We start from the raw sequence: 19,781 nt of genomic DNA, 5'->3' as shown, positions 1-19,781 counted from the left end.
TTTAATACCTCCCTTTCATCGCACTTCATTTTTTATCAAAAATCCCCTGTCCTGATATTATTTAGATATATGCCGTCATTTCGATCCATCCTCTGTGTACGCTGCCAGGCTCTGCAATAATCAGACCGCTTTTTTCATATCCTTTGTTATAGAAGTTATGCGCGTCCGTCATACAGGTCTGGTTTTCCAGACAAAAGAAATCTTCCTCCGGTGTAAATACTACCATCTTATCAAATTCACTGGATGCAGATAATACAAGCCGGTTCCTGCCGTAGCTGATTTCCGCCTCCTGACCACTTAACCCGGTATATACGTCATCCAGCGAAAGGCTTGTTACCTCGCGGGGCCTGCTTAAGTCGAAGCCGGTCCCCCCGGTCTTAAGAATCTTTCCTGTCGGGAAGCGGTCCGGTGTACTTTCAAATACCTGCTTCGCAGGAACCCGTATCTTTGCTGTCTCACCAAATGCATATACCGGGAAAAACGGGTGGATTGCAAATCCGAACGGCAGTTCCTCCTGCCCCTGATTATGTACCTCATATTCCAGCCGTATCCCGTTCACTGTCAGCTCCCATGATACCTTCAGGGTATGCCTCCACGGAAAGCTTTGATAAGGGGCGCTTCCCTCTTTAAACTCGATCCATGCACACACCTTCACGCCCTGTTCGGTAAACTCCGGCTGGCCCGCCGTCCATTTCTCATCGTACACAAGTCCATGCAGATACCGTGGCACACCGTTTTTTTCAATTGAATATATCTTTCCTTTAAACTGAAACCTTGCATCCTTTACACGGTTCGGTGTCGGGTATAAAACAGGAATTCCAGAAAACCCTTCATTTCTCAATGTTTCCGGTCTGGTATAAATCAGGTCTTCCTGTCCCGCTTCATACCCGATCAGATTAAAGCCGTAATCCGGCGCAAGATATAGTTTCTGTTCTTTTCCTGATTCATCTGTACTTCGCAGTACGATGACATTCCCGTATTCCCTGTGATGTATAGTTTCATAATTAAATCGCTTCTTCATCCGAACACATCCTTCTCAATATCAGTCTGGGATATTTTTGCTTTTACTCAATTACAACTGTCCGATTCTCTCCTGTCACGCCCGGGTAAGCAAAGCTGTTCTTTGCATCGTCACACTCCGGATGTGCAATCATCCACTTATTATTACCGAACAACAGTCTCTCTTCGCCCTGTCTCTGGGGGATTGCTTTTCTGGTTTCTTCACTTAGCGGAGCATTCGTCATCTCCGGAAGAATAATCGCTGTAGCAAAACCTGTATTACTCGTCTGACACGGTGCGAAATGCAGCGTCGTTCCAAAAAGTTCGACTGCAGTCCCCTTCGGGACAAAGAACAGTTCCAGCAATTCAGAGTCATAGTGGTTATCCTTTACGTCACGCAGATCTCCCAGCATCAGGACCATGTCCTTCGCCCCGATATTAATTTCAGAAGAATGGTGGTACTCCACTGCATTCATTTTTATATTGTGTCCCCAGCAAAGTCCGCACTGAAGTGCACCTTCTCCTCCAAACCATTGTTCAATATACCGGAAGTCTTCCGTTTCTTCCAGTTCCTTAATTGAACGTTCATATTTCACCCCGTCAAAGTCCCTGCCAAAGCTGCCGGCCACCCGGATCAGTTCCTCTACCGGCAGTCCTTCCAGAATCCTTCCATAACGGGCAAACCGCTCATTGGTTATATCATATATCTGTCCCATTTCTTCTCCTTTTTTATGGGACATACACCTTTACATCCAGCACAATTTTCTTGACCTCCTGAGAGGTTTTGTGTATCAGGTCCAAAAGAAGACTCGTAGCAACAACTGACATCTTAATATCCTTCGCTCCCACGCTGGCAATCTTTATCGGTAAAGGAAATGTCGCCATAACATGATCAAACCCTATAATATCCCGCGCACTTATCGCTTTGTCCTTAAAATCTTCGCTGTCCAGCAGTGAATACAGCCGCATGGCTGTCATATCACTGTAAGTAATTACTCCCGTATAATCGAGTACCTGGCTCAACTGGTATTTCACCTGATCCCATATCATCTTGTCGTTTTTCAGGTCGCAGTGCAGTACTTTTCTTTCATCGTAAGGAATCCCTGCCTCCAGTAAAGCCTGTTTATACCCACTCAGACGTTCTTTGCTGCTGTGTGCAAAATCAGGTCCGTTTAAAAACACAATGTCTCTGTGCCCTCTTTCCAGAAGGTACTGTGTTGCAATATATCCGCCTTTCTCATCATCCAGTCCCACCGTATTAATTTCCGGGTTCTGACTGATACCTCCAAAAATCACAAACGGAATATTGGATTTTGCCAGCAGCTCTGTATTCGGTCCATCCTTTACTACCGGACAATACAAGATTCCGTCTACATTCTGTCTGAGCGCGGAAAGGATACTATTCTTCTCATAGTCTTCCCGCTCCTCTGTATTGTAAATGATTGCACTGTACTGCTGTGCGCTTAATAAGTTCACAGCACCCTTAATGATTGACGCAAAATACGGGTTGGCAATATCTCCGACTATGATGGCAATCGTGCCCGTCAGGCCGGAGCGCATGGAACTTGCAAGGGCATTTCCGATATATCCCATCTCCTCTGCTGTCTCCACAATCAGTTTCCTCGTATCCTCACTCACTCTCTGTCCCTTCATTGCCAACGATACTGTATTGATTGAAAACCCTGTTTTTTCTGCGATATCTTTCAATGTTACTTTTCTTTTATTCATTATGGATGCTTCCTCTCTTTTTTTCTTCTATTATATATATTAACGTTCAAATTTGCAAAACAAGAGAGTTAAAATAAGCCTTTTTTATAAATATCTACCCTTTTATCAATTTCGGTATAGTCGATCACGCCTGTCTCCAGAAACTTTCTGGTCGTTTCTGCATCCGGGATTCCTGCACGTCCTCCCTGCCTTGTACATTTGATCGCAGAAACAGCAGATGCAAACCTTGCGATATACTCCGGTTCCCAGCCCTGAAGCATTCCATATATGAATGCTCCGTGGAATACATCACCTGCCCCATTCGTATCCACAACGTCTATCTCTGTAAATGCCTTCTGGTCGATGACGGTATCCTTATATACGCCCCTGCATCCTTTGTCGCCCAGCGTTACGAGTGCCACTTCCGGCCCCATTGCCTGTATTTCCCTGCAGTGCCCTATATAATCCTCATCCTCGAACATGCCCTGATAAAATTCTTCGGAACAAATGAATACATCAATCAGTTCTATGTTATCCATTGTTCTTTTTTCATAAAGGTCAGCATCAATGACAACTTTCACGCCATTCGCTCTGGCTATGATGGCAGCCTTAATACTAATTTCATCCATTTCTGTAACAAGCAGATATTTTGCCTGGCTTATATATGCCTCATCCAGCTCTTCAGCCTTCAGATTCCTCTTACTCCCGTCATTCGCGACGAAACAGCGCTCTTTCGTGTATGTCTCGGTCAAAACAATGGTGTAGTTGGTCGTTCCTTCTTCATCTACGTATAAATGACTCGTATCCACTCCGTTCATCTTGAAGTCATTGATACAGGCTTTCCCATAAAGATCGCCTCCCACTACTCCGATAATCCCTGCCCTGGCCCCCAGCACGGAAGCTGCGGCCAGTCCTGTAGAGACCATGCCGCCCCCCTGCCAGCTGGAAGAAAGGATCTTGGACAAGACATGGACACGTGCCTTTGGTATCTGCTCAATCCGGACAAGCATATCCTGCACCGGGTATCCTACTCCTACAACGTCCATATACATTCCTCCGCTTTATACGCTTCTCCAGTATGCTTCAATCTCTTCCTTTGTCGGTGAGACCGGATCAGCCTTTATGCCGATATATTTACATGCTTCATACAGGATATGTGCTACTTTGCCGTGTACTCCCGCACAGTGGTGGATATAAGGGCCCTTTACAAGGTGCTCTTCCCACATCGGCCAGTCATTGACTTCGAACCAGCTGTATGTACCGCGTGTCTTCGGTCCATCCACGCCTTTGCCTTCACCGATCAGCAGCTGGTATTCGCCATGATCTCCATCGAAACGGCATACAGTAATATCTCCGTGTTCAATCTCCCAGTGGTTCTGTGTCGGCATCGGTCCCAGATCCTGACAGAGAAGCTCTACCTTGTGCTCTGCCCCTTCCCTTGCCAGTGACGGCGGGAAGTTTCCGCAGTGCCATAAAAGCTCTGCATTGTCATTTTCCGGATGGCGGATCGTCAGGTCTGCAAAGAATATGGATCTCGTGCAGAATACTGCTGACTGCAGAATAATGGATGTAATCGCGCCATGTATATCTGTCTCACATGCAACAGGGATTCCTTCTTCCGTCAGAAGGCTGTTCACTGTACATGTAGCTGATTTTACTGCCTTCTGAAGCGGTCCCCAGCAGTGGATTGCTACAGAATTGCAGTCATTGATCCTGCACAGTTCTTTTACAGCCACATAGAGGCGGACGCTGTTCATAAGCTGTTCTTCTGAAATTCCTTTGAGGCAGAGGCTGTTTTCAAAACGTGCCCTCGCTTCCTTAACAAGCGGACTGTCTGTTTTTTCCAATTCCTCTGTCATATCCTTGACATCCTGGATCGTAACCGGGAATACCTCGATTCCGAACTTCTCAACCAGCTCGCCTTCATTACAGATAACGCTCCAGAAAGGCTGTGGGCGGGTACTGATCTGCAGGACTCTTGTTTTCTTAAAGTTCTTGACGATGGAGCAGACTGCCACGAATGATTTGTATCCTTTTTCAAAGACCGGATCTTCCAGTGCCACATTCGGAATGTAGGTAAATGGCAGATTGTACCGGCGCAGTGCCTTGCCAATCGCGAACAGCCCGCACTGTGTATCTCTGTAGCGGTCCTCATCAGGTACAGGTGTGTTGTCCCTAGGTCCCCAAAGCAGGATAGGTTTATTCACTTCCTTTGCCACCATAGCGGCAACAGATTCCTCACCGAAATTGCAGTTTGCAATGAAGAGTCCGTCTACCTCTGCATCCTTGAAAACTTTTACCGCTTTTGCCACATCTGACGGCTCTACGAGAAGTCCTTCGTCATTAATACCGTCAATGTCAACCAGTTCTGCCCCCCATCCGGAAACCATTTCTTTGATTTTCTCGCGGAATTCATGTCCCTCCGGGTGATTAAAGCAGCCTCTTCTTGTAGCTGCGTATCCGATCTTTACTACTGACTCTGGCATATCTTAGCCCTCCTTTTTTGCTAAATGATAAATAGCTTCTACATCCTCTGTTTCCAGTTCTACAAAATGTCCGACCTTTCCAAGTTCATTTCTGTCACAGCGCTTAGCCAGGAAATGTAACTTAGCATCGTCGGCTTCGATTCCGGCATCCTCAAGTCTTGTAGGAAGTCCCAGTGACCGGAAGAACGCCTCTAATCTGACAATGCCTTCGTATGCTGTTGCTTCTGCATCATCCCTGTCATACTCAACACCCCATACTTCTGTTGCAAAGCGGATAAATTGGGGAAGTCTCTGTCTGTATACATATTTCATAAATGCAGGATAGATGATTGCAAGTCCGCCGCCGTGAGCCATATCGTACTCTGCGCTCAGCTCATGCTCGATCGGATGGCTTGCCCAGTCTGCCTGTCTGCCGCAGTTGATTAAATTGTTATGTGCAAGTGTCCCGTTCCACATGATTTCTGCACGGTAATCATAATTCTCCGGCTCTGCCAGAGCTTTCGGTGCAAAATGGATCATGTTCTTCAAAAGTGCCTCGGCCATGCGGTCTGATACTCCATTGTTCGGTGTCTGTGTAAAATAGCGTTCCATGATATGTGCCATAATATCCACACATCCGCATGCGATCTGGTATCTCGGCATTGTATAGGTAATCTCCGGGTTCAGGATAGAGAATTTCGGATAAATATCATCTGAATCGCAGGAACGTTTCAGCCCTTCCTCCTCATTGGACAGAACCGACGAGTTGCTGGATTCACTGCCTGCAGCCGGTATCGTCAGTACGACACCTACGCCTACCGCTCCGACCGGTTCTGCTTTTTTAGCATATAAATCCCACACATCACCGTCATATTTGATTCCCATTGCAGCTGCCTTTGCAGAGTCAATGACACTGCCGCCTCCCACAGCCAGAATGAATCCAACCTCTTCTTTTTTGCAAAGCTCAATAGCTTCTCTGACAAGGCTGATCCTCGGGTTCGGTTTTACACCTCCCAGTTCCACATACTCCACCTGTGCCTCCTCAAGAGACTTTTTCACTTTGTCCAGAAGGCCGCTTCGTATAACGCTTCCGGCTCCGTAATGTAAAAGTACCTTCTTTGCATATCGGGCACATTCTTTCCCGACTTCCTTCTCCGTCCCTTTTCCAAAGATAATTTTCGTAGGGTTCCGGAATTCAAAATTTTTCATAGCCATCACTCCTTTTCTTTTATTTTATAAAATCCCACATGGGATTCCATATCGTGTAAATATCTGTGTGTCTTCACAAACAGCATCCTCTTCATCAAAACTAATTCTATATTCCTTGTGAATTGCATCGTATTTCGCCCTTGTCAGGGTATTGTAAGGTAAAAGTTCCACTGGAAGTTTCCTTGGAAGTCCTGCTAAAAACTCTGCTGTCTGCCTGTAATTTTCCTCTGTTGCATTAACCCCCGGTATCATGGGGATCCGGACCGTGCATGGAATATCTGTTTCTGCCAGCCAACGGATATTGTCCAGAATAAGTCTGTTGGATATTCCTGTATACCGTCTGTGCTGTTCTTCATCCATCAGCTTCAGATCTACATACACAAAGTCGGCCCGCCTGCATATATTTTGAAAGACCTGCCCCCGAACGGCAGCCGAAGTCTCAATCGCTTTTGAGACATCACCAATCCCATCCATGATTTCCGCCAGAAAAGCTTCCTGCATCAACGGCTCGCCTCCCGAAAAAGTCACACCACCTGTGCATCCTTTCCACATAACGGCATAATCCCTGATCTCATCTATGATTTCAACGGAACGAACCGTCCTGCCGCCTTCCACCGGCTGCCCCTCAGGGTTATGGCACCACTCACATCTCAGCGGACATCCCTGCAGGAAATACGTCACGCGGATTCCCTCTCCATCGTAAACGGCAAATTCCTTTGTATCGAATATCCTTCCCGTTTCCATAATACCTCCTATAAGCCCCGCCTGTATGGGCTCCGGCAGACGATCCATTCCATTTAGACCGTATACTCTGCCCGCCTGATCAGGTGATCCTGGTAAACCTTATCCAGTTCTACGAAATAAGCACTCCATCCCCATACCCTGACGATCAGGTTCCTGTAGTTTTCCGGGTGGCGCTGTGCATCTTTCAGTGTCTCTGCGTTGATTGCATTCAGCTGGAGCTGGTGCCCTTTATTTTTTATAAACATCTGCACGAGGGATGCCACCTTCCGAATCCCCTCTTCGCCTCTGAACACGCTGTCATGGAATTCCAGTGTCAGAGGCCCGCCGTTTGCCACACGCTCCAGATTGGGTGCAGTGAATGACTTAATCACAGATAAGGGCCCTTTTGTCTTAACAGACAGTCCCGGTGAAAAGTTTGCCGGGAAATATTCACCCTTCCTTCTGCCGTCCGGTGATGCCCCGAGTTCTTCCGCATGGCGGATATAATACATCGCCGATCCGGTTCCTGCACGGTATATGCCGCCTCTTTCATTCTTCCTGCCGTCCACTTCTTCCGCAAATGCGTCCAGAAGCCAGACTCCATATTTATCCACCGCAGGGTTCCCATCCCCCATATGCGGCATCTCATCTCTTACGAGCTTCAGATAAGGCAGATCTTCCGGAAAATCATCCCTGACCGCCCCGATCAGTTCTTCCGCCGTAATTTTCTTTTCAGTAAAATAGTACATTTCCAATGCATACAGGGAATCTGCCGCACAGGAAATCCCGGTGCCGTGCAGGCCGTAATTATTGTAAACACATCCCTGCGAAATATCTTTAAGCTCTTCCGTGCATCCATACATCAGCATAGACAGGTAAGGCGCCGGGTACATAAAAATCGGTTCCAGCCGCTTTGTAATATCATCAACTTCCGCCTTCAGTTCCTCAAGAAGTTTTTCTTTGAATGCCCCGAAGCTGTCTGTTTCTTTTAAGTACTTCTCCACACACCGGTTCACAATCTTCGGAAACGATACTGCTTCTATATTCGGAATGTCCATCCCTTTTCCCGGTATAATGAATTCCCAGCAGGCCGCCACCGTGTAATTGCGTGCATCTTCTAACTGATATCCCCATCTTGTCAATGCGGGAATGACTACGTCATCATTCGAATACTGTGGGAATCCAAGGCCCGCTTTTGTGAGTCTGGTCGCCTCTTCATACTGCTTAATCCCGGTATCCTGATTCACCCTGAGATTAATCTTTGGGTCGATCAGCTTCAATTCCCTGCTGGCGCGCAGGCACATCTCTGACAGTTCGTTGAAACAGTCCTTTCCATCCTCATCCACACCACCCAGCATCAGGCTCTGTCCGTTATCCCCCTGCTGGACACCCGGATACAGGTCATTGTCAATGTTGCATGCCAGAAAGAATTCCTCGATGCAGGAAAACGCTTCTTCATCCGTCAGCCTTCCTTTTTCTGAATCTTCTTTATAGTAAGGATACAAATACTGGTCAAACCGTCCCAGCCCTATATGATATTCCCCTTCCAGCCATGCCAGATAGTGCAGGAGGCGCAGAAGCTGCAGTGCCTCCGGAAAACTCTCTGCCCCGGTATGTACACTTCTTCTTAAAGAAGCCGCCTTGCCTTTGCGTCCGTCCTCCTCAAGTGCCTCTGCATACTTTTCTGTAAAAGAATAGATGCTGCGGATGATCTCTGAAAGAATATCTGCGTACTCCTCTTTATCAGAACCGCCGGGCTCTGTCTTTGCTTTCTGAATCTTCTTTTCTATGCTTTCAAAGCCCCCTGCAAGTACTTCACTGTAATCAGGTGAAATATTACATACATGCCCTTTTTCATGTAAATAATATTGATTCCTGAGTGCTTTTTCCTCGTTTGTATTAACGATACAACTATTTTCAACTATCGTTCTCATGAAAACCAGATCCATTCCCGGTATGAATGCCGGCTGCTCCTGCTCAAGCATCCAGATCAGGCGGTTCTTCTTCCTCAGCAACAGTTCGTGACTTCCCAATGCCGTATTTACCTGACTTTCTGTCAATTCGCCACTTCTGTCCCACTCTTTATTTTTTCTAAATTTTGCATGTTTTTTGTTTAATATGTACTTTTTTATTTGTTTCATTTCTTCTGTCACTATTTTTTTACCTCACTTTCAAAAAAGGTATTGACATTAACGTTAATATGAACGATAATACAATTATAGCAACGAGAGACACATCTGTCAATACAACTCGTGAAGAAAAATAATTATTTTAAAGGAGGCAATTATTATGGCACTCGTATCAATGACTCAAATGTTACAAAACGCACGTGCAAACAAATGCGCAGTTGGAGGATTCATGATCTGGAATTATGATTCTGCCAAAGCAATCGCAGAAACCGCTCAGAAACTCGGACTTCCTGCTATCTATATTATCGGGGAAGGGGAGGCTATTTCTATGGGTGGCTTCGAGAATGTTGCCCGCATCGCAGAAAGCGTTGCAAAGACTGTGGATGTGCCGATTGCCCTGCATGCAGACCACTTCCGCTCCTACGATGCAATCGTACAGGCAATCGTTGCCGGATATTCTTCTGTTATGATTGATGCATCCCGCTTCCCAATCGAAGAGAACATCCGCCTTACAAAAGAGGTTGTAAAAGTGGCTCACGCTGCCGGCGTCAGTGTAGAGGCAGAACTGGGACGTCTTCCCGGCAATGAAGGTGATGAGGATGTAACGGTAGAGGAATCTTTCCAGACAGATCCGGAAGAAGCTGCTTATTTCGCAGAGCAGACCGGCATCGACGCACTGGCTGTTTCTATCGGAACCATGCACGGCGCTTATCCGAAATCTTTCAAACCGGAAATCAATATTCCAAGACTGATTGAAATCGAACAGAAAGTTTCCATTCCGTTAGTTATGCACGGTGGAAGCGGCACACCTCAGGACAAGATTGCAGAAGCTGTAAACCACGGAATCGCTAAGATCAATATCGCAACAGACCTCGTAACCGCTGCTGCAAAGAGAATCGCAGAAGTACAGCAGGCAGAGGATTTCAGATATAATGTAAACAGCACCTTCCAGGCAGGCAAAGAAGCAATCTGCGAAGTTGTTGAGCAGAGAATGAGACTGCTGAACCAGAATATCCTGAAATAAATGCGCTTATACAGATTATCCATGTGAAAAGTTACATATAACCCAAAAAGTGTGCAGACCGCCCGAAAGCTGTCTGCACACTTTTTCTCTAATCTTTCTTTATTTCCATAATGCAGAAAACATGATAAAAGATATTTTAAGACTGTGCCTGTCCTCTACATCATTTATGATAATACAGACGGCATACCTCATCCCCTTTTGCGATACTCTTCAGCAGCTTCAGTTCCCCACCATAAGCCTCGCCGATCCCATGATCCCCGCACATTGCAATATCACAAAGCGTCGCAATCTCCTCATCAGAGCAGCCTGCCTTCTGCCACGCCTTAACAAGCGGACAATAATGAAAATCAATAGCCAGTACCTGGGGCGTACTTCTCCTGATCTTCATTTCAAACACGAGTTGGGCGGGTTTCGTAAACAATGTCTTACGAAGTCCGGTAAAATCCTTTGTCCTGCCCTTTTTCACTAACCCGGCCCCTTGGCTCAGTCCGCATCTTTTGATGGCTGCACTTCCAAAATCTTTCCAGTCCAGACCACGTTTTCCCGCCTCATCACACAGTAAATAAAGCCATAGCGCCCGATGTTCCAGCTGTTCACGGACAGCTGTTATCACACCATTTTTAATCTTAGGTTCATTTTTTATCCTGCTCATATTCCTCCCTTTCCGGCTTTGTTATCATTCCGGCCTAATCTTCCTTTGCCCATTCATAAGAATACCGTACCGCCTTGTTCCAGCCACGCAGCATCTTTTTACGCACATCAGGGTCTATATCCGGCTCGAATACCCGGTCGATCGCCCAGTTGGTAAGCACCTCTTCTTTATTTTTCCAGTACCCGACGGCAATCCCGGCAAGATAGGCCGCTCCCATCGCCGTTGTCTCTACACACTGGGGACGTTTCACAGGTGCATCGCTTAAGTTCGCCTGCGTCTGCATCAGGAAGTTATTGGCACTGGCTCCGCCGTCTACCTTCAGGGCAGAAAGCGTAATTCCGGAATCCGCCTCCATCGCCTGCAGGACGTCATTCACCTGATATGCCAGTGATTCCAGCGTCGCCCTGATGATATGATACTTATTCACACCACGGGTAAGGCCTACGATCGTCCCTCTCGCATACTGGTCCCAGTGCGGTGCCCCAAGGCCTGTAAACGCGGGCACAACATAGCATCCGTTCGTGTCCTCGACCTTCTGTGCCATATATTCCGATACCTGTGAAGAATCGATCAGCTGCATTTCATCCCGCAGCCACTGGATTGCCGCTCCTGCAACGAAGATAGAGCCTTCCAGTGCATAAGTTACTTTCCCGTCTATCCCCCACGCGATTGTCGTCACAAGCCCGTTCTTGGAAAATACGGGTTTCTCCCCTGTATTCATAAGCAGGAAGCATCCTGTCCCATATGTATTCTTCGCCTCGCCCTCTTTAAAACAGGTCTGTCCAAAGAGCGCCGCCTGCTGGTCTCCCGCTGCGCCGGCAATCGGGATTGGCGCCCCAAAGAACCCGGCATCTGCCTCACCGTATACACAGCTGGATGGCTTTGCCTCAGGCAGCATAGACGCAGGTATCCCGAGCTCTGCCAGAATCTCCTCATCCCACCGGAGTGTATTGATGTTAAAAAGCATCGTCCTTGATGCATTGGAATAATCTGTCACATGGACCGCGCCTTTTGTCAGCTTCCAGATCAGCCATGTCTCCACTGTACCGAACAAAAGCTCGCCGCGCTCAGCCCTCTCTCTCGCACCTTCTACATTGTCCAGAATCCATTTTACCTTTGTGCCCGAGAAATACGCATCGATCACAAGCCCTGTCTTTTCCCGGAACTTATCTGTCAGCCCCTTCTCTTTCAGGCTGTCACAATATTCCGACGTCCTCCTGCACTGCCACACAATGGCCTGATAGACCGGCTCCCCTGACTCCTTATCCCATACAATTGTCGTCTCCCTCTGGTTCGTAATACCGATCGCCGCAATATCTGCCGCCGTTGCGTTGATATTTGCCATCGCCTGCTGTGCTACCTCCAGCTGGCTTGACCAGATTTCCTCTGCATTGTGCTCCACCCAGCCCGGCTTCGGGAAGTACTGCGTGAATTCCTTCTGTGCCATACTGCACATTTCACCCTTCTCGTTAAATAGGATACACCTGTTGCTGGTTGTCCCCGAATCCAGCGCCATTACATACTTTGACATATTACTGCCTCCCTTTTGTATAATAAGTTTTAACGATTCATTTCCCTGATTAATCACATAAAACAGGCGGCTCCTACAGCATCCAGACTTCCTGTTTTGTTGTGGACACAGCAACCGCCCCGGCATCCAGCGCCCCCATCACATCCTCTTTATCCGCAATGAGGCCGCCCGCAATGACAGGTATACGGCTGAGCCCGCAGATCTTCCTGATGACCTTCGGCATCACTCCCGGAAGCACCTCGATAAAGTCCGGTCTGCCGCCCTTCTGCCTGTCCAGACTTTCAATACTTTTCAGCGCCATAGAATCTATCACAAAAAACCGCAGAACCGCGTACATCCCCAGTTCCTTTGCCCGGTGTGCCAGCGGCTGCTTCGTTGTAATAATGCCGTCTGCCCGGGTGTTCTCTTTCATAAAATCTACAGTAACCTCCTTGGAACTAAGTCCCGTAATCAGGTCGATGTGTACGAGTGCCGTCTTCCCTGCCTCTTTAATCCTCTCTACAATCTGCCGGATGGTACAGATATCCCCAAATAATACGAAGATCACCTGAATCTCTTCGGCCGCACAGCTTTTTTCAAGGCCATCCATATCTTTTACCGCTGCGATCATTGGATTTCCTTCCACAATCTGATAGAAACTCTGCACGATTCCCCTCCTTATTCTTTCTTCTTCAGGAGCTGCCGCAAAAAATATTTCCGTGCCCCTCCCGTTATTACAGCTACTCACATAATATCATAACCTCCGGTCATTTTCATCAGAATACATTTAATTTATCTATGATTTTCCGGTATAAAATAAAATACAAAAAGGATAACAGCTTCCCCGTCCGAAAACTGTTATCCTTCTCTGTCAGTTCCACTTTCCTGTGCTCAAAAACTGCTCCACCATCGCTTTTGCCCCGTTAATGATCTCCGGCTCATATCCCAATATCTCCAACAGCTGTATCGCATTACGGGAAGTTGCCCTGCCGTCATAAATGAGATAATCAAATATAATCTCACCATCAGCCACCTGTTCCTGAAAATGGTAATTATCATATTGTTCTTCCAACAGATAGGTCAGTTCAATATCATGGGTGGCCGCAAAACACAGGATTCCTTTTTTCTGGAACTCCTTCAGTACTTGTGTGGAAGCGGCGATGCGCTCCACTGTATTCGTTCCCCTGAGCACCTCGTCTACGAAACAGATCACAGCCTCTTCTTCCACTGGCTCCATAACACGCTTCAGCGCCCTGATCTCCGCAATGTAATAGCTTTCCCCTTTATACAGGCTGTCTTTGAGCGCCATAGATGAAAATACATGGAACCATTTTCCACAGTAAGCCTTTGCCGGGCACGTATGCAGGCTCTGGGCCAGTATGACATTCATTGCTATCGTTTTCAGGAATGTGGATTTACCAGACGCATTGGAACCGGTAATCAGAATCCCGTCCTTCACACTCACAGAATTCGGTACGGGTTCTTTCAGCCCCGGGTGATAGGCATCAATTATTCGAAGCATCTTCTCATCTGTAAATTCAGGCCTGCACCAGACCGGCAGCGCCTCCCGCAGGGAACCTACAGCCAGCATACTTTCAAGGAACCCCATTGTGGTGAACATGTTTTCCACAATATCAATATTCCTGCCTAAGCGGCTCATGCAGTGGTAGAAGAAAATGCAGTCGATATGCGTAACAAGCCGGATGTAATCCAGAAACATCTCTGCAATCGACGGGCTGTCCCAGTTTGCAGGACCTAAGTAAGCGCTCGCCCCCATCAGTTTTTTCAGATGCCTGTAGTCCTTTTCCACTCTGGAATGGTATTTCGGATTACAGATCAGCTTCTTCTTTGTGAGTGACTTTGCCCCCTCCATCAGCTTTTTAAAGTATTGGAGCGCCTGCATGGAGCCTTCCAGTTCCTTCCTTTTATAGAAATAGAGAAGTACATTTACCACCATCGCCAGAATCAGAAGTCCCAGTCCCTCGGACGGTGATATCACAGTAATCACCACTGAAAATATAAAGAATACAAATGAAAAATAATGAACCGGCGGAACCTTCGTATTGAACCGGATACAGTCCATGATGTAGCTGTAAACAGAGGATGCGTGGTTTTTCCCAATCCGGGCAAACTCCATCTGCATCTCTATACGCTCTTTTTCATGCTCCTGATAATATGTAATCATTTCCTCCTGCTCTTCCCATTCTTCGGGCATCACCTTCGGAACATGCAGGAGATAATACAGGTAGTCCTCCCCTGCAAAAGACCACGTGTGGTCGATGGACATAAACAGCGCATCCATATCCAGGTCATTCCACGTGATATCATCAATCATAGAGTCCTTAGCCGCAGTATATTCACCAATCACAGACAGTACCGCATCCGAATAATCTACCTCCCTCCAGCGTCCATAATTATACTCAAGCCGTCTCTTGATTTTGTATATCCGCCTTATATTGTCTATATATGAGATCACAAAACACACTGCTATGACACCCAATACCACCAATGCAATAAAAATAGATTCTGTCATGGCGCTCCTCCTATTATTGTATTATTCAACTAATACAATAATACCACCAGAGAATCCTGCTGTCAATCACCCGTGTATCATGGAGAGAAGATTATAGACTTCATATCCGGCAGATGGTACAATGAAAGAAAACTCTGAAAGGAGTCACGCACATATGATTCAATATACTTTGAACATGAAACTAACCAGACTTTCAGGTAATATGCACACAGACAGTGAAGGCATCTCCGTGAAAATACTGACCTCCGAAGAATATACGCAGCATTACCAGGATACCCCTGAATATCCGGTGATGCTGCGGAACCTCAGCCATATCCACTGCTGTAAAGCAGACGTCCTGGGAGGATGTGCAGCCGGTACATTCGCTGTACCTCGCAAAGAATCCCCGACTGCTGAAAAGCTCTGCTTCTGCTTCTTTCTGACAGATTCCGAGCTTTTATTTATAGACGACAAAGATACTGCAGCACCTCTCCTTTCACAGCTGGAGGATATGCCACTCACAGGGCCTTTGTCATCGCTTGGCCTGTTATTCAACCTTATGGAATACCTTATCAAAGACGACGTCTTTTTCCTGCAGGATTATGAAGAGCACCTTACCCGGCTGGAGGAACGCCTGCTGGATGGTGAGGATGACAATTTCGACAGGGCGATTCTCCACATCCGCAAAGAATTGACAGCGCTCGGTTCCTATTACGAACAACTGGCTGATATGGGCGAGTCTCTTCAGGAAGCACTCCCCGATATGGCGCAGGACAGGAGCAGTGTCTTATTCGGACTGTTTACAGACCGTGCCGGCAGACTGTATTCCAACGTCCAAACGCTCAAAGAGTACTCCATGCAGCTGCGTGAAATGCACCAGTCCCAGATTGATGTGCGGCAGAACCAGATCATGAAGGTGCTGACGATCGTGACAACATTCTTCATGCCGCTTTCGCTGATTGCCGGCTGGTACGGCATGAATTTCGTCAACATGCCCGAACTCACTTCCTCCTCCGGATATGGGGTGGTGATCCTTGTCTGCCTGCTCATCATCGTTATCGAACTCTGGTTCTTCCATAAGAAAAAATGGTTCGACTGAATCCCATTACAGACAAAGGTGTGCAGGCCCCTCATTTCTGAGAAGTCTGCACACCTTTACATTAACTCCACGTTCCTTCTACATCGCTCCAGTTCTTTTCCGCGTAATCAAGCAGTGTTTCTGCCTGCTCCATCGACATTTCCGGGAACAGCAGGAAGAGGCTGTGTGAGCCGTATTTTTGTACAATCCGGTCTACATTCCTGATCCAGTCTTCAAACTCGCCGGAATACACCTTTATCCAGAGAGATTTGCCTGCGGCACGTACCTTGTCGTAGATGACGTCCCATTCTTCCAGCGTTCCGTCCGGCCCTGCGTCCCCGCTGGTCCACTGCAGTGCATCGATCTCCTCTATTTCCATCAGTGCATCCAGATGGCGGATTGCATCCGGTCCGTCCAGATGATACAGAACCTGGTCCGCCTTTTTAGCCTGTTCACGAAGAGATTCCTGTATAAAATCCCGGAAATTGTCAGGTGACAGCATCGCAGAGAAATCGCACTGGAGCTTCACTGTCTTCCCCGGGCCCCATATCTGGAATACGGTATACGCATTTCCTCCATTTTCATCTTTGATAATCTCGTGGAAACGGTTATAATATTCATAATATATCTTTCCTATCTGGTTAATCCGCTCCTCCACTATCTCCGGGTCATCGATTATGTCATACAGCATGTCCTCTGCCCCGCGCAGTGACACGAGCACATCAATGTTCTCCATCAGGTCAGGCATATCAACAAGAAAATCGTCTCCGGCCAGTTCCCTGCATTTCTTTACGAGTCCGATATGCTTTTTAAACCATTTATTCTCGGGATCAAACTTGAAATCAGGCGCCTCTTCCCAGTCATCAATGCAGGACTCGAACCAAACTGTATCTTCCTTAAAGCCTATCTCAGAACCAAGATAGGCGGCAAGGGAACCGGGGCCGAAATCCACGTCCAGATTCGGGAAACTCTCCCCAAGGAACTCGTGGGTCTCGCAGAACTGGCGGTATCTCGCTACAATACGCTCCGCATCCTGATACTTATCCTCCATATCCTTCCATTTCAATTCTTCCGGCAGATTGTAATATTTCCCCTGACAGATGACATCCATACAACCGCCCTGCGCCGGTTTTCCATCGGAATACTTCTCGATCTCTTGTTTTCTTGCAATCACGCACATCAGCGGTCTCCCTGTATTCTGATGCTTCCAGTAATTTTTCCATTTCTCCTGAGTTTCTTCCCAGTTCTTTTTATATTTCATTTTCTTTTCCTCCTGCTCATATCTCTGTGGATGGATTTGAATATATTTCTAAAAATATATTTTTATTTCTTCCCCATAATAATCGACTACCCGTTCCGTCCGGCCCGATTCTTTTTTATTCAAAATAATTCTTAAGCTCCTGTTGCGGATACTCTGTGGGAAATCATGCTCTGCCGGCCCAACCGTAAGCGTTTTCTCCCGCTCCTCCCAATTCAGTGTAATCCGGTTATAGATTCCCTCTTCATAACTATAATCGTCCCCTGCATCCTCATATAAAGTAAAAACAGTGTCCTTACCCGGATAAATATTGATTTCAAACGGTGTGTCCACTTCCTCTGATGCATACTCCAGACTTTCTTCCATTGGAATGACAGATCCTGCTTTTACAAATACTGGAATATATGCCAGTGTAACCGGGATGTCAATCCACTGACCACCCTCAAAATATCTCCCACTCTCAAAATCGATCCAACTTTCTCCTGCCGGAAGATAACATTTCCAGTTTCTGGCTGCATCCAGTTTCTGACTCCCTGCCCCAAAGTACATTGGCTCCGTGACCGGACATACCAGCAGGCTTTCCCCGAACATAAACTGGCTGTCCATCGCGGAGGCTGTTTTATCCTCCGGGAAGTCAAACAGGAGGCTTCGCATCATCGTATAGTCTTCCAGACATACTTTTCCGGCCATAGAATAGATATAAGGCATCAGGCGATATCTTAAGCGGATACTTTTTCCCAAAGCATCATAGAACATCCCCCCCTTTTCTCCGAAATTCCAGATTTCTCTGGGCGTATCCGTTCCGTGAGAACGGAACATCGGGAGAAACGTACCGTACTGGAACCACCTGACGTACAGCTCACGGTATCCGAGATCACTGACCCCTTCGTCATAGTCCCCCCGCCAGAACCATTTCATGGAAGGGTCCTGACTGCATCCGCAGCCTCTGTTCTGCCATTTTTCATTGACTGTAAAAAATGCGCCGATATCCAGTGTCCAGTAGGGCATACCGCTGATACACATGTTCAGACCCTCTGTGATCTGCTTTTTAAAGTTTTTCCAGGTCGCACAGGTATCCCCGGACCAGAGCATGGTACCGTACTTCTGCGAACCTGCATATCCGGACCGTGTCAGGTTCAGGACGCGTTTTCCCGGGGCGCTTTTCCTCTGATTTTCGTAAATTCCTTTTGCGTGGGCCGCTGCATAGAGGTTGGCCCTGTCGGCACGCAGGAATTTTTTATGCTCGTTTCCGACCATCTGAAATCTCTCCCACGGTTCTCTTAAGCAGGCTCCGTTCCAGTCCGGCCCTGAAAACGGCTCCGTGGAGTCACACCACCAGGAGTCGAATCCCCCTGAAAACAGCTCTTCCTCCGCCTGTTTCCAGTACAGCTTTCTCGCTTCCTCATCGTATGCGTCATAGGTTGCATAGTCATTCAGCAGAAATCCATGTGCTTCCATCTCATCGCAGTTTTCCGTGCCGGAATTCATATTCGGCCAAACCGACACCATTGTATGTACATGCATATCATGTAAGGCCTGATTCATTTTCTTAAGGTCCGGATAGCGGCTCTTATCTACCTTCTTATTGCCCCATTTACCGTCTTCCCACGTATTCCAGTCCTGCACCACACAGTCCAGTCCAATCCTGCGTTTCCGGTATTCTTCGGCAATTCCGATCATTTCCGCCTGCGTGCGGTATGCTTCTTTAGACTGCACATATCCGTATGCCCACTTCGGCAGCATGACCGCTTTCCCGGTAAGCTTCCGGTAACCCGCGATGATCTCATCCACAGATTCCCCGGCAATGAAATAATAATCCAGCTGCTCAACCATGTCCAGATAGAGGTAAGATCCCCTGCTGTCATCATTGAAGGTCATAAGGCTTCCGCAGTCCGCCAGTATTCCATATTTCCGGTCTGACAAAAGAAACGGAATCGGGATCCTCATGTTGTGCTGGTAGAGGTACTGCACATTGCCGCGGTAATTGTAGATACCCTCCTCTCCCTGTCCGAGCCCATGTATCTGCTCGTCCGGGGCCCAGTCAAAATACAGTTTTCCCCTGTAAGCCATGTGGTCTTCTTCCGGTTTTAAATTCTCTACGAAATTCCGTTCTCCATCCACCGTCACCACCCGGCGGATCACCGGCTTTTCTCCACCTGTGGAATAGACCATAAGAGGGTTCTCAGCCAGTTCTTTGCTGTCCTCCTTCAACAGGATTTTCCCGCTTTTCCTGTCACTCCAGATAAACCTCCCGGTTCTTTTCTCTATTCTGATACTAACACCGGACGTAGCCAGGATATAGCAGTCTTCCTTCTCTTCTATACAAATCCCGGCTTCTGTGGCTCTTTCTATCCCAACCGGTGACAGAGAAAGCACCTCTTCTCTTTTTGTATAGACACATCGGATGATATTCTCTGTTATCCCGTAAACTGCCAGTTTTCCCCGATCGGTCATAAGCTCTGCCGACCTGTGATCTTGACTGGCTGTACATGATAATACTTTCATCGATTCGATC

The 19,781-nt window shown here is 47.3% G+C and carries 16 protein-coding genes; 2 read left to right on the top strand and 14 right to left on the bottom strand.

Annotated features, from left to right (window positions below; all coding sequences use genetic code 11):
• Positions 1–61: 61 nt before the first annotated feature.
• From A8806_RS10215 to A8806_RS10180, 8 genes are all read right to left on the bottom strand, one after another.
• Entirely contained in the window at positions 62–1,021 is a 960-nt protein-coding gene (locus A8806_RS10215) for an aldose 1-epimerase (protein ID WP_109731086.1), read from the bottom strand.
• 43 nt (positions 1,022–1,064) lie between these two features.
• Positions 1,065–1,715 (bottom strand): DUF4867 family protein, encoded by a 651-nt coding sequence (locus A8806_RS10210; protein WP_181368655.1) that lies wholly within the window; start codon positions 1,713–1,715, stop codon positions 1,065–1,067.
• Between the two features lie 13 nt (positions 1,716–1,728).
• A complete protein-coding gene (locus A8806_RS10205) occupies positions 1,729–2,727 on the bottom strand; it encodes a LacI family DNA-binding transcriptional regulator (RefSeq protein ID WP_109731084.1) in 999 nt (332 codons plus the stop codon).
• A 68-nt stretch (positions 2,728–2,795) separates the two neighbouring features.
• Positions 2,796–3,752, bottom strand: a complete 957-nt coding sequence (locus A8806_RS10200; protein WP_181368654.1) for a carbohydrate kinase family protein — start codon at positions 3,750–3,752, stop codon at positions 2,796–2,798.
• 15 nt (positions 3,753–3,767) lie between these two features.
• Positions 3,768–5,192 carry an L-fucose/L-arabinose isomerase family protein gene (locus A8806_RS10195; RefSeq protein WP_109731082.1) on the bottom strand — a complete coding sequence of 475 codons (1,425 nt, stop codon included), beginning with the start codon at positions 5,190–5,192 and terminating at the stop codon, positions 3,768–3,770.
• 3 nt (positions 5,193–5,195) lie between these two features.
• Positions 5,196–6,380, bottom strand: a complete 1,185-nt coding sequence (locus tag A8806_RS10190; protein WP_109731081.1) for an iron-containing alcohol dehydrogenase — start codon at positions 6,378–6,380, stop codon at positions 5,196–5,198.
• A gap of 24 nt (positions 6,381–6,404) precedes the next feature.
• Positions 6,405–7,124, bottom strand: coding sequence for a radical SAM protein (locus tag A8806_RS10185; RefSeq protein ID WP_109731080.1), 720 nt, complete (start codon positions 7,122–7,124; stop codon positions 6,405–6,407).
• Positions 7,125–7,177: 53 nt separating this feature from the next.
• Complete coding sequence (locus tag A8806_RS10180; RefSeq protein WP_181368653.1) at positions 7,178–9,163, bottom strand: pyruvate formate lyase family protein; 1,986 nt, start codon at positions 9,161–9,163, stop codon at positions 7,178–7,180.
• A 229-nt stretch (positions 9,164–9,392) separates the two neighbouring features.
• On the opposite strand from A8806_RS10180, the gene A8806_RS10175 reads away from it, so the two are divergent.
• Positions 9,393–10,256 carry a class II fructose-bisphosphate aldolase gene (locus A8806_RS10175; protein ID WP_109731078.1) on the top strand — a complete coding sequence of 288 codons (864 nt, stop codon included), beginning with the start codon at positions 9,393–9,395 and terminating at the stop codon, positions 10,254–10,256.
• Positions 10,257–10,416: 160 nt separating this feature from the next.
• On the opposite strand, the gene A8806_RS10170 is transcribed toward A8806_RS10175, so the two are convergent.
• From A8806_RS10170 to A8806_RS10155, 4 genes are all read right to left on the bottom strand, one after another.
• The gene (locus A8806_RS10170) at positions 10,417–10,908 is read right to left on the bottom strand and encodes an L-2-amino-thiazoline-4-carboxylic acid hydrolase (protein ID WP_109731077.1); all 492 of its coding nucleotides are present in this window, start codon (positions 10,906–10,908) and stop codon (positions 10,417–10,419) included.
• 34 nt (positions 10,909–10,942) lie between these two features.
• Positions 10,943–12,439: a glycerol kinase GlpK gene (glpK, locus tag A8806_RS10165; protein WP_109731076.1), complete on the bottom strand. Its 1,497-nt coding sequence runs from the start codon at positions 12,437–12,439 to the stop codon at positions 10,943–10,945.
• A 73-nt stretch (positions 12,440–12,512) separates the two neighbouring features.
• Positions 12,513–13,088, bottom strand: a complete 576-nt coding sequence (locus A8806_RS10160) for a glycerol-3-phosphate responsive antiterminator (protein WP_109731126.1) — start codon at positions 13,086–13,088, stop codon at positions 12,513–12,515.
• 201 nt (positions 13,089–13,289) lie between these two features.
• Positions 13,290–14,951 (bottom strand): MutS-related protein, encoded by a 1,662-nt coding sequence (locus tag A8806_RS10155; RefSeq protein ID WP_109731075.1) that lies wholly within the window; start codon positions 14,949–14,951, stop codon positions 13,290–13,292.
• Positions 14,952–15,105: 154 nt separating this feature from the next.
• Between A8806_RS10155 and A8806_RS10150 the strand changes: the two genes are divergently transcribed.
• Entirely contained in the window at positions 15,106–16,029 is a 924-nt protein-coding gene (locus A8806_RS10150; RefSeq protein WP_242996037.1) for a magnesium transporter CorA family protein, read from the top strand.
• 61 nt (positions 16,030–16,090) lie between these two features.
• Here A8806_RS10150 and A8806_RS10145 read toward each other — a convergent pair whose 3' ends face one another.
• Together A8806_RS10145 and A8806_RS10140 are read right to left on the bottom strand one after the other, a co-directional pair.
• Positions 16,091–17,269, bottom strand: a complete 1,179-nt coding sequence (locus A8806_RS10145) for a trimethylamine corrinoid protein 2 (protein WP_109731074.1) — start codon at positions 17,267–17,269, stop codon at positions 16,091–16,093.
• Positions 17,270–17,317: 48 nt separating this feature from the next.
• Complete coding sequence (locus tag A8806_RS10140; RefSeq protein WP_109731073.1) at positions 17,318–19,771, bottom strand: glycoside hydrolase family 31 protein; 2,454 nt, start codon at positions 19,769–19,771, stop codon at positions 17,318–17,320.
• Positions 19,772–19,781 lie beyond the last annotated feature (10 nt).

The organism is Faecalicatena orotica (assembly GCF_003149245.1).
Lineage (GTDB): Bacteria > Bacillota > Clostridia > Lachnospirales > Lachnospiraceae > Faecalicatena_A > Faecalicatena_A orotica.
The sequence above is the reverse complement of the archived record's forward strand: the minus strand, read 5'-3'. Positions and strand labels throughout refer to the sequence as shown.